We start from the raw sequence: 11,990 nt of genomic DNA on the forward strand, positions 1-11,990 counted from the left end.
ACAATTTATTGTAGATTTGTTATACTTTTATTTTGTTATCATAATTATAATTATATTAATTATATATAAAAATGGAGAAAGTGGAAGGATGAATATTGAATCAAAAAAAAATAATATAATTCTTTTTGGAATGGAAAATTCGCTTGGTTTGGCTAAAAAAATTTCACAAAAAACTGGAATTCCACTTTCAGGCATCGAAAGAATCGTGTATGCTGACGGTGAGGTTTTACTCAAATCGAAAGAAACAATTAGAAACTCAACTGTTTTTGTAATCGCAAACACATCAAGACCTGTCAATGAAAATATTATGGAACTTTTAATTTTCATTGATTCACTAAAACGTGGTTATGCTCGGGAAATTGTAGTAATTCTTTCATATTATGGTTATGCAAGGCAAGATCGAAAATCATCAGGAAGGCAGCCAATTACCGCAAAATTAATTGCCAATTTACTTGAAAAAGCCGGTGTAACCAAACTAATTTTAGTTGATATTCATAACCCAAGTATTCAGGGATTTTTTGATATTTCTGTTGACGAATTGCATGGTCAATATATTCTAGCAAACGAACTCGTAGGAAAAAACAAAGATTATATTATCGTAAGTCCCGACCATGGTGGCGCGGTACGCGCACGGATTTTGGCAGAAATTTTGGGAAAGCAAACAAATGTTGCCGTAATTGACAAAAGGCGAACCGGAACAAATCAGACTGAAGTTTTAGGGCTTATTGGCGATGTAAGCGGGAAAGATTGTGTAATAATTGACGATATTATCGATACAGGTGGAACAATAATTAATGCAGCTAATGTTGTTAAGAATAATGGCGCAAAATCCGTGATTCTTGCTGCAACCCATGGTGTTTTTAGTTATGGTTTTGAAAAATTCCAAGAAAATCCTAATATTGACAATGTAATAATTACTGACTCAATTGAAAATACAAAACTAGCAGAAAAATTTTCTAAACTTTCAATCACTTCACTTGCAGAATTTTTGTCCAAAAGTATTTTAGCTTGTATTTTTTCCACCTCAATTACAAGTATTTATGAAGAAACCAAGCAAAAATTAATTGAAAAGAACAGTAATTAAAGACTTTTTAAAATTTTAATAATGTATAAACAAAAAACTAAATTATTTGTTAGTGAGACTCAATTTGCAAAACTCGAAAAATATGCAGCTCTTATTGAATCAAACAATAAAAAATTTAATTTAACAGCATTTTCAGGTAATGTTCTTTGAAAAGAAGGGATTTTTGAGTCAATTTTAACAATGAATTTCATTATTAGTTTATCTAATAAAAAGAAAAATTCGAAATTGAAAATTTTAGATATTGGGGCTGGCGTAGGGTTTCCCTCAATTCCTTTTTTGATAGCAAACTCAAATATTGAACTAACCATTTCTGAGTCTATGCAAAAAAGATGCTGATTTTTAAAGGATATTTCTGAAAAATTGGACATTAGATTTAATTTAATTTGCAAACCAGTTCAAGAAATTAGTAATAAAAATTTTGATATAATAACAGCGCGGGCAGTTGCAAATTTGGAAAAACTTGATAAAATAACAAAAAAAATTCAGTCGCCTGAAACATTTTTAGCTTTTATTAAAGGGCCAAAAATTTTTGATGAAACTAAAAAATGTAGAAATTGTAATTATAAAATTTTTGAACTGGATAATGATTTGAACAAAACAATTTTTGTTGCTACTAAAAAAATAAATTTATAGGGTTTTTAATTAAACCTTTACGTTATATAAATTAAGACAAAAAACAAAAAATTTTGTTTTAATTAGCTTTTTTTTAGGAATTTTGGTAAAATTTATCAAAAATAAATGAAAATATGATTTCAAAAGGAAAAACATGAAGTTCAAAAGAAAAAAATTTTTGAGACTAACATCACTAACCCTAGCACCATTTTCTGTTTTTACCGCTCTTATTTCTGCTGGTTGTTTTGCGCAACAAAATTCCTTAATTTCAGAAGTTAATTATTTAGCACTTGGTGACTCCTTAACAGCCGGTTTTAATCAAGAAACATTCCATGATTTTCAAGGCAAATTAGATAAAGACGGCAATTTAAACGGGCAATCTTATCCAGCGTTTTTTGCCCATTTTTTACAAAAACTTAATAAAGATTCCCTAGTTTCTTATAATAATTTAGCTATCTCAGGAACAACAACCGAAAATTGACTGCATTTTTTAAACCCAAAAAAATACCCAAAAGGAAAATTATCTGAAAACCCTTTAGCTTCAGGATACACTGGAAATGAAAAAATTAACGAAATAAACTCTGTTTTTGGCAAATTTGATAAAAGTTCCTACCCTGAATTAATAGAAAAAATTACAAAAGCGAATCTTTTAACAATGTCAGTCGGAGCAAACGACCCTTTTGTTATAATCACTAAATTCATCCCATTTTTAGTTGCAGGTACAGAAAGTTATCCTGAAGATATTAAAAAATTGATTGAAAGCGATAAAAATAACCAAACACAAATTATTGGAAATTATATAAAATCCGAAGTTAATAAAAAAATTGAAGAATTTAAAACTAATCTTGACAATTTAGTTAAAGAATTAAAAGAAATTAATCCAAACCTAAAAATAAATTTTATTGGTTATAATCTCCCAAAGTCAATTTTAGTCCATGTTTTAAAACATCTTTTGTATAACGAGTTTAAAATTGAACTTGAATTTATAAAAGATAGCGCTGATAAAATAAATAATATTATTCGCGAAACATCAATGAAAAACGGCGTAAATTATGTTGATGTTTATGATAAAAACCTCTGAAATGATAGCGATAAAAAACTTGCAGCAACAGAATTTGATATTCACCCACAAATTCAAGGTTATAAAAAAATTGCTCATCAACTTCTTTTAAAGCTCACTTTAGATCCTAATGAAGGTGATGATTCTTCTGAAGTTGATTTTAAAAACACTAAAAATTTTGATGATATACTAGACGGAAAAGCAACTTATTCTAGAATCATTGATATAAATTCGTTTGCTAAATCAAATAAAGAATTCCTTGATAAATTAAATGATAATAAAAAAACTAGTGAATTTATTGAGAGTAAATCTACTTTTGAGACTAAGCAAGATGAGCTTGTTAAAAACAGCAAAAGTTCTATTAAAGACGTAATTAAAAACTTTTTAGGTTCTGAGCTTTTTAATAGTTTTGATATTAAAAAATATCTATTAGAAACCAGCGAACTACTTAAAACTTATGCAAGTTCAATTTTCGATGGCTTTCATCCTTCAGGATCATTTTTAAAAGATTTAGAAAATCTACAAGAAAAATTCAAACATTATCTAAAAAATCCAAACACACAACTTGTTGATTTTACTATTCAAACACTTGTAAATTACCTTGAAGAAATATCTGCACCAGGTTCTGAAGAAAAAATAAATATCAACTCAATTCTAACACAGCTCAAAAATAAACTTTTCTCTCTTGTTGACATAAAAAAAGTCTTTGGCGGAAATGGTATTAATTATAGCGGAATACTAGGTGGTGGTAAAAAACCAACAGCAACTTCACCAACGCAAACAACAACAGAAAATGAAATAAATAAACCTAACAAGGCAACACAAGCAAATACTTCTCGCTAGTGAAAACTAATTAATTTTTTCTAGAATCACAAAAAAACCTAAACTAATTTAGTTTAGGTTTTTTTGTATAAAAACAACAATTTAGCATCAAAAACTAAAAAACGTTGTTTTTTATAGACTTTTTTTAAAATTTTATTATAATAGTAATGAAATTTAAATATTTTATTTTTAGATTATGAAGTTAATTAAAATTGAAATTGAAGGTTTTAAATCTTTTGCAGAACCTGTAAGCATTAAATTTGATGGTTCTATTGTCGGAATTATTGGTCCAAATGGATCAGGAAAATCAAACATAAACGATGCTATCAAGTGAGTTTTGGGTGAAAAATCAGTAAAACAGCTTCGCGGTCAAAATATGGATGATGTTATTTTTGCCGGCTCAAAAACGGTTGCGCCTGTTGATAAAGCGATGGTAAAACTGACATTTAGCGACGAAACTCGCGAGGATAGTGCGCAAATTTTTACCATTTCTCGAGTCATTAAAAAAGGCCAAGGAACTAACGAATATTTTTATAATGAACAACCTGTTCGCTACAAAGATATTCGTAATTTAGCAATTGAAGCAGGAATTTCAAAATCGTCGCTTGCAATAATTTCACAAGGAACTATTTCTGAAATTGCCGAATCAAGCCCAGAACAAAGAAAACAAGTAATCGAAGAAGTCGCCGGAACATCCAAATATAAAATTGACAAAACCGAAGCACTGACAAAACTAGATAAGACTTTGCTTGGAATTGAAAAAATTGAAATTCGTATAAAAGAGTTAGAAAAACAAGTAAAACAACTAGAAAAACAAGCAAATAATGCTAAAATTTTCCTTGAAAAATCACAACAATTAGAATCTGTTGAAGTCAGTTTGATTGTTAGTGACATCAAAAAATATCAGACCGATCTTAGTGAATTAAGCGAAGAATTGGTAGAACTTGGACTCTCTGATTCAAAATTTTTAAGAGAAATTGACACAAATGAAAAAATAGTAATCGAGAATACCAAAAAAAGAGCCAAAATAGAAACTGAAATCAGTGAAAAAACCACTAAAATTAACGAACTCAAAGAACAAATTAGCACTATAAATCTAGCTTATGCAAAGGCTAATCAGCTTCAGGAAATGATTTTATCTAACCAAATAAGTGTTAATTTTGAGCAAAAAATAGCGGCTTTAAGAGGAAAATACAGTCAAATTTTAACTCAAAAAGATAATTTTGAAGCTCTGATAGACGAAAATAAGCTAAAAAAACAAGATTCCGAACAAAAACTGAACTCACTCAGAGCCCAAAAATCTGAAATTGAAAAGAGTTTGTATAATCTAAATTCTGAAAAAATAATAGCACAAACTCGCATTTATGAACTAAAAAATACCTTAGAATCAATGGCATTTTTACCAAAAGGTACAAAAACCATTGTTGAAAATAGTTTTTTATTTCCAGGATATTGCGGTCTTGTTTCTGATTTAATTAAAATCTCTGAAAAATATACAAACGCAATTGAAACTGCACTTGGTTCAGCTTTAAAACAAATTGTTGTTGAAAACCCAGAAACTGCAGTTGCCGCGGTTAATTTTTTGAAAAAAAATTATGCTGGAAGCGCAACTTTTATCCCATTATCAACCTTAAAACCCCGTTTTGTTTCTGATTTGTATTTAAATTATCTTGATTCTCAAAAAGGTTTTATCGATTTGGCAAGTAATTTAATTAATTTTGATAAAAAATATCAAATTTTAGTAGATTTTTTACTAGGCGGAATTATCGTGGTTGACCAAATTGAATCAGCAAATAAAATCGCAAAATCAGTAAATCATAAATACATTATCGTAACTTTAGAAGGTGATATTATCAGAAATAACGGAATAATTTCTGGTGGTTTTAAACAAAAAAATGATTCAACTTTCTCAATTCAGTTCAAAATTGACGAACTTAAAAATAAATTGAATTTTTGTGAAAAAAAAATTCAAGATTTCAAACTAAAAGCAAATGAATTAGATCAAATTATCACAAAAGAATCTGTTTTTTTACAACAAATTGAGATAAACCTTAATGATTTAGAACAAAAATTGACTAATGCAAAAAATGAACTAATCTCAATTAAGGCCGAAAACGAATGGCTTGAAGAAACTTTTCCTCAAAATAACAACGTCGATCTTAAAATAAATGAGACTTTAAAGGAAAAAAATAGACTAGAAAATTTAATTTTAACTTTTGAAAACGAAAGAAAAATTCTTATTAATCAAAAACAGCAATTTGATGAACAAATTAACGAACTTACTATTTTAGTGCAAAAACTAAACCAAAAACAGCGAAAAATCAATACTGATTTAAACCAAAAACAAAATCAAAAAGATAAATTTGAGTTTTTAGTTACAAACCTTAAAAATAATCTTTCCCAAAAATATAACCTAACTTTTGAAGCAGCAAGTCAAAAATATGAACTAGAAATTGAAATTGACCAAGCTCGCGAATTTGTAAACAGCCTAAATTCTGAAATTAAGGCACTTGGAAATATCAACTTAGATGCAATATCTGATTTTGAAGAAAATTCAAATCGACTTGAAAAACTGAAAAAAAGTCAGCTCGAACTAGAAACTGCAAGATCAAAAATTTTGGAAGTTATTTCTGATTTAGATAAAATTATTATCGCAAAAACACAAGAAATTGTTGACTTAGTTAACTCCGAATTTAATTTGGTTTTCCAAAATATGTTCGGTGGTGGAAGTGCGAAAATTTACTTTAGTGACAAAAATGATATTCTAAACTCTGGAATTGAAATAAGCGCACAACCTCCTGGAAAGACTATAAAAAATATACGGCTTTTTTCTGGTGGGGAAAAAGCAATTATTGCAATTTCGCTTTTATTTTCAATTATTAAAGCAAGACCAATTCCACTTTGTATTTTAGATGAAGTTGAAGCTGCCCTTGATGAAACAAATGTTATAAGATATGTTGAATTTTTAAAGCAACTAAAACAAAACACACAATTCTTAATTATAACTCACCGTCATGGAACGATGTCACGAGTTGACCAACTTTTAGGAATAACTATGCAAAAACGTGGTGTTAGCTCGATTTTTTCTGTTGAATTATCAAAAGCACGCGAACTTTTAAAAGATGAAATGCAATAATGACTAAAAATCCAGAAATTTTTAGGAAGAAGAAAAGTAAATGTGCAAAAAAATTATTTTTTAGATATAAAAATAGGAGGCTATTAAAATTTGTGACCGTCCTTGATGTTATTATTGTATCACTAAAAAAAATCAAATTCCAAAATTTTTTTAATTTTTTTTAGTGATACAAAATTAAAGGACAATTTTCAAGTTTTCCTTTAATAGGCTTTAATAGGCTTTAATAGGCCGGCCGGCCCAGGTTTTTTCTAACGAAAAGGCACTCCTCTATTGCTTCTCCTTATAATACAAGTATTATAGGAGGAAATTATTTTTTTGAAAGAAATTTAAAAAATCCATTTTTTATTTTTTTACTTTTTAAGTACTTTTTGATTTTATATTACTACGTAATATAGAAAATTCCAAAAAAATAGAATAACCAAATTATATCCAAAAACTTAAACTAACACAAGATTAGTTCTGTTTTTTTGGTGATGTAAACTTAAATTATTAAAATATCTATCAAAAGAAAAAGTTGAATATTTAATTTTGGTATTAAATTTTACTAGACTAGCAACAAAACTTTCGGTATAACTGCTTGCACTTTTGAATGAAAATAATTGATTAATTGCCTCCAAGTTAGAAATTACATAGCGCAAAAATTGTCCTACTTCTTCAATTTTTTGAGATATTTTACTAAAAAGTCAAGGATTCTTTTCTAATGCAATCTCAAGATATTTTATTATTTGGCGGAGTTCTAAAACAACTTTGTCACCTTGGTTTTGTTCAAAATACTTTAATAACTTTTTCTAAAAACTTTGCATCTTCCGCTTTAATTTTTTCTATTAAATTATTAATTAAAGTCGTTTTTTCTTCAGATGTGTAAAACATAATTTTTTATTTTATATTAGAAATTTTTTTAAAAAAAAAGAAAAATTTTAGGAAAATTTTACTTTTTTTCCGCTACAATTTAAATTTATTAAGAATAAATTTTTACCCAAAAGAGTAATTATGGCAATTAAAGATCGAATAAAAAATAGTAAATGAGCAAAATTCATTCCTTTTAAATTAAAACGGACACTAGTGTTTGATAGTCTTGGTCAAAAAATCGATTCAAGACCAGTAATTATTTTTCACGATAGCGAAGAAAATTATTACTATTATATTAAAGCTCGTGATGCTCGTTTAGATGACGGTTAGATTAAAAAACCCTTTTGACGGTGAGATTTTTATTCCAAAATCAAATAAACCTAACACTTTATTTACAAAAGATTCTTATTTAGATTGTTCACAAATTTTTTATATCCACGGCAACCAACTTGATGAATTAATTAAAAATCACCCAAAAGCAGAACCAATTGAAAATATCAGTTCAAATAATACTGAAGAAAAAACCGAAGAAATTGAAGAAATCCAAGAACCGCTTGAAGCCAAAAGTCAAAACTAATTTTATTTTTCTAATTTAAAAAAAACTTCAAAAAAGGAGAACAAATAATGAAATCTAATATTTCAGAAGCCACAATTGCAAGAATCTTCAATTCTGAACTTAATAATATGGGTCTTAATTTTTCACTAGAAAATGAATTGTTAAATGAAAGTATTGATTCTGCGCTTGAGGAATATTTATCCAAAAATGGAAAAAATGGCGGAAATCGCCCTGATTGCAAAATGCTTTTAAAGGACGAACTAGGTAATAGTTATCCTATTTTGATCGAATATAAAGTTGGTTTTAATAAAATGGTAAAACTAGATTCAAATGGATATCCTGATCTTACGCAATTAAATAACGTTAAAAATTATGCAGTAAATGGCGCGATTCATTATGCTAGAGGAGTAAGGTTATTGACTAATTATACCGATATTATTGTAATCGGTGCCGTTGGCGAGAAAAATACCAATGGTGAACCTCGCATCCAAGTTCAGGCTTGGTGAGTCTCAAATGATAATTATGGGAAAGGACAATTAATAGACGAATATAGTGATCTTAGTTTTTTAGACAAAAAACACTTTAATAAATTTATTGAAGAAGCAAAAAAATCGTTTTTAAGTGAGGAGAAAAAAGATAAATTAAGGCAAAGATCAGAAGCCGAAATGATAGTTGCGCTTAAAAAACTTAATAATGATATTTATAAAAATGAGTTAAATATCGAACCTGATACAAAACTATATTTAATTGTAGCTAGTATAATTGCAAGTTTAGGAATTCCTTATAAAGTTACCCCGCTTAATAAATCCGAACTTAAATCATCAAATGAAAAAGGTAGTCAAGATGGGGAAATAATACTGAATAAAATTGCTAATTTCCTAAAAGAAAAACAAATACCAACCGAAAAACGGGATACTTTAATTTATAGTTTATCGCCAAGTCTGAAAGATGAAAGACTAAATACCCCAAAAAACGGCGAGTCAAGAATCAAAAGAATTTTTGGAAAAGTTGTTGATGATATTGGGTATTTTTTCAAAAACGGTTTAGAAATCGACTTTGCCGGAAAACTTTTTAATGAAATGTATTCTTGACTTGGTTACAGCGAGGATAAAGATAATGATGTTGTTCTAACTCCCCCTTATGTTGCGAAATTACTTGTAAAACTTGCTCGGGTTAATCAAAATTCTTATGTTTGAGATTTTGCAACCGGCTCAGCTGGTCTTTTAGTAGCGGCGATGAACGAAATGATTGCCGATGCAGAAGCAAAATCAAAATCACCAAAGGAATTAGAAGCAAAAAAAATCAAAATTAAAACAGAACAATTATTGGGGATCGAAATTTTACCAAAAATTCACATGCTTGCAATATTAAATATGATACTTATGGGTGATGGCTCCTCCAATTTGTTACATAAAGATTCGTTAAAAGACTTTGATAATAAGGAAAAATTTCCGGCAAATGCTTTTGTTTTAAACCCCCCTTATTCTGCACCTGGAAATGGGATGAATTTTGTTAAAAAAGCTTTTTCAATGATGGAAAACGGTTATGGCGCAATTATAATTCAATCTTCTGCAGGTTCAGGTAAGGCAAAAGATTTTAACACTGAAATTTTAAAAAATAATACACTGCTAGCTAGTATTAAAATGCCAATTGATTTATTTTTAGGTAAATCAAGTGTGCAGACACATATTTATGTATTTCAAGTAGGACAAAGTCATAATAAAGAGAGGTTAGTTAAATTTATTGATTTTAGCAATGACGGATATAAAAGAACAAACAGAAAAAAGGCAGCGATTAATTTAGTTGATAATGGTGATGCAATTGCTAGATATCAAGAAGTCGTTGATTTAGTTCATATCGGGAAGGATAAACCCAATTTATTAGATACAAACTGTTATTTTAAAGATGTGATTGATCCAAAATCTGGAACTGATTGAAACAAAACAAAGCAGGTCGATTTAAAACCAAGCATAACCGATTTTAAAAAATCAATTGGCGAATATCTTGCTTGAGAAGTAACAGAAATTATCAGAAATACTAAAATAGGAAGTGAAAAAGAAGAGATAACAAAAAAGTAGATGCCCCACTAATTGAAAAACTAAAAACAATTCAGTGGGGTGAATTCAAGATTGATAGTCTGTTTAAAAAGATAAAAACTAAAAACGTTGTTAAAAATAAAATTGGCGACCTACCAGCAACAACGGCAGTATTGACAAACAATCAAATCGGAAGATATATTGACAAAGAGGGAGCAACTATTTTAGAAAATGTTTTTTCAGCAACTGCAAATGGGACAGGAAAAGCATTTTTCCAATCAAAGGCATTTACGATTTTACAAGATTCTTATGCATTTAAATTTAAGGATGAATCAATAACTAAAAAAAGTGTTTACTTATTTTTTCTTGCTAGTTTAAATAAAGTTTTTCAAAAATACTCCTGGGATAATAAATCAATTTGAGAAAGAATTAGGCAAGAAAAAATTTATCTACCAATTAAAAATAAGCAAATTGATTTTGATTTTATCGAAAAATTTGTTGTTCTAATTGAGAAAATAATTGTCAAGGAACTTAAAGCCGCGCATATGGCAGAACTTAAAGCCTATTTATTGGCAACTGGGTTTGAAGAAAATGAAGCAACACACACACAGAGAGAGAGAGAGAGAGAGAGAGAGAGAGAGAGAGAGAGAGAGAGAGAGAGAGAGAGAGAGAGAGAGAGCCGCTTTTCAAGCGGAAATAGAAGATTTATATCTCAATACAATCTGGAAAGAATTTAGAATTAAAGATATTTTTGATGTTTCAAGTTCAAATAAAGTCATTCATGCTAATAAGGTTAAAATCCATGATACACAGATTCCAAACACTTATCCTTATGTTGTAAGACAAAGTAAAAATAACGGAATTAAAGGATATATTCACGAAAATTTACAATTCTTAAATCCTGCAAACACGATTAGTTTTGCACAAGATACTTTTCTTAGTTTTGTTCAAAAACAAAAATATTTCACTGGTAACAATGTTAAAGTTTTAAAATACAAAGGAAAAAATATAATTAAACAAAAATCATTAATGTTTATCGCAATTGCGATTCAAAAAGTCATTGCAAAATTAAGTTGGGGAATAAATTCTTCAAAAGAAAGTATTTTAAAAACTAAATTCCTTCTGCCAATTGATGATCAAAAGCAAATTAATTTTGATTTTATCGAAAAATTTGTTGTTCTAATTGAGAAAATAATTGTCAAGGAACTTAAAGCCGCGCATATGGCAGAACTTAAAGCCTATTTATTGGCAACTGGGTTTGAAGAAAATGAAGCAACACACACAGAGAGAGAGACGCTTTTCAAGCGGAAATAGAGAATTTATACCTCAACACAATCTGGAAAGAATTTAGAATTAAAGACATTTTTGAACAAATAAAAACAAATAATGTTATCACAAATGGGCCTGGTGATTTACCGGCAACAACTGCAATTTCGACAAATAATCAACTAGGAAAATATATTAGTCCTAAAGGCGCAACTATTTTGCAAAATGTATTTTCAGCAACTGCAAATGGAAATGGTAAGGTATTTTTCCAACCAAAACCCTTTACAATATTACAAGATTCTTATGCTTTTAAATTCAAATATAAAATAAATAATAAAAAGCAATTTTACCTGTTTTTTCTTGGAAGTTTAAATAAGGTTTTTCAGAAATATTCCTGAGATAATAAATCCACCTGAAACAGAATTAGCGGGGAATTGATTGCTCTTCCAGTCGACAATCAAAACCAAATTAATTTTGACTTTATAGAGAAATTTACATTTCTCATTATGAAAATAATTCTTAATGAGATAATTAATTATTATAATAAAAAGGTTGAAATATTTTAATTT

The 11,990-nt window shown here is 28.5% G+C and carries 11 protein-coding genes and 1 pseudogene; 11 read left to right on the forward strand and 1 reads right to left on the reverse strand.

The window, feature by feature from the left end; genetic code table 4:
* The first annotated feature begins 88 nt into the window (after positions 1-88).
* The 4 genes from MYF_RS02960 to MYF_RS02975 all read left to right on the forward strand — a co-directional run bounded on the left by MYF_RS02960 (position 89) and on the right by MYF_RS02975 (position 6,714).
* A complete protein-coding gene (locus tag MYF_RS02960) occupies positions 89-1,084 on the forward strand; it encodes a ribose-phosphate pyrophosphokinase (RefSeq protein ID WP_039387713.1) in 996 nt (331 codons plus the stop codon).
* A gap of 21 nt (positions 1,085-1,105) precedes the next feature.
* The gene (rsmG, locus tag MYF_RS02965) at positions 1,106-1,717 is read left to right on the forward strand and encodes a 16S rRNA (guanine(527)-N(7))-methyltransferase RsmG (RefSeq protein ID WP_039387714.1); all 612 of its coding nucleotides are present in this window, start codon (positions 1,106-1,108) and stop codon (positions 1,715-1,717) included.
* 133 nt (positions 1,718-1,850) lie between these two features.
* Positions 1,851-3,599: an SGNH/GDSL hydrolase family protein gene (locus MYF_RS02970; RefSeq protein ID WP_039387715.1), complete on the forward strand. Its 1,749-nt coding sequence runs from the start codon at positions 1,851-1,853 to the stop codon at positions 3,597-3,599.
* Between the two features lie 175 nt (positions 3,600-3,774).
* On the forward strand, positions 3,775-6,714 hold the full coding sequence (locus MYF_RS02975) for an AAA family ATPase (RefSeq protein ID WP_002557941.1): 2,940 nt from the start codon (positions 3,775-3,777) through the stop codon (positions 6,712-6,714).
* 437 nt (positions 6,715-7,151) lie between these two features.
* Here the strand turns inward: MYF_RS02975 and MYF_RS03470 are convergent, their stop codons facing one another.
* On the reverse strand, positions 7,152-7,352 hold the full coding sequence (locus tag MYF_RS03470) for a hypothetical protein (protein ID WP_039387716.1): 201 nt from the start codon (positions 7,350-7,352) through the stop codon (positions 7,152-7,154).
* A gap of 62 nt (positions 7,353-7,414) precedes the next feature.
* On the opposite strand from MYF_RS03470, the gene MYF_RS03475 reads away from it, so the two are divergent.
* The 7 genes and pseudogenes from MYF_RS03475 (at position 7,415) to MYF_RS03005 (ending at position 11,987) form a co-directional block, all read left to right on the forward strand.
* The gene (locus tag MYF_RS03475; RefSeq protein ID WP_231237884.1) at positions 7,415-7,579 is read left to right on the forward strand and encodes a hypothetical protein; all 165 of its coding nucleotides are present in this window, start codon (positions 7,415-7,417) and stop codon (positions 7,577-7,579) included.
* Between the two features lie 125 nt (positions 7,580-7,704).
* Positions 7,705-7,893, forward strand: coding sequence for a hypothetical protein (locus MYF_RS03480; protein ID WP_051054325.1), 189 nt, complete (start codon positions 7,705-7,707; stop codon positions 7,891-7,893).
* Entirely contained in the window at positions 7,883-8,140 is a 258-nt protein-coding gene (locus tag MYF_RS03485) for a hypothetical protein (RefSeq protein WP_002557940.1), read from the forward strand. Before MYF_RS03480 ends, MYF_RS03485 begins: the two co-directional genes overlap by 11 nt.
* Before the next feature lie 47 nt (positions 8,141-8,187).
* Positions 8,188-10,197 (forward strand): HsdM family class I SAM-dependent methyltransferase, encoded by a 2,010-nt coding sequence (locus MYF_RS02990; protein WP_002557939.1) that lies wholly within the window; start codon positions 8,188-8,190, stop codon positions 10,195-10,197.
* 29 nt (positions 10,198-10,226) lie between these two features.
* Positions 10,227-10,670 (forward strand): annotated as a pseudogene (locus tag MYF_RS03490) (restriction endonuclease subunit S); the annotation flags it as partial.
* 76 nt (positions 10,671-10,746) lie between these two features.
* Complete coding sequence (locus tag MYF_RS03495; protein WP_082019631.1) at positions 10,747-11,469, forward strand: restriction endonuclease subunit S; 723 nt, start codon at positions 10,747-10,749, stop codon at positions 11,467-11,469.
* 77 nt (positions 11,470-11,546) lie between these two features.
* The gene (locus MYF_RS03005) at positions 11,547-11,987 is read left to right on the forward strand and encodes a restriction endonuclease subunit S (protein ID WP_231237860.1); all 441 of its coding nucleotides are present in this window, start codon (positions 11,547-11,549) and stop codon (positions 11,985-11,987) included.
* Positions 11,988-11,990 lie beyond the last annotated feature (3 nt).

The organism is Mesomycoplasma flocculare ATCC 27399 (assembly GCF_000815065.1).
GTDB classification, from domain to species: domain Bacteria; phylum Bacillota_I; class Bacilli_A; order Mycoplasmatales; family Metamycoplasmataceae; genus Mesomycoplasma; species Mesomycoplasma flocculare.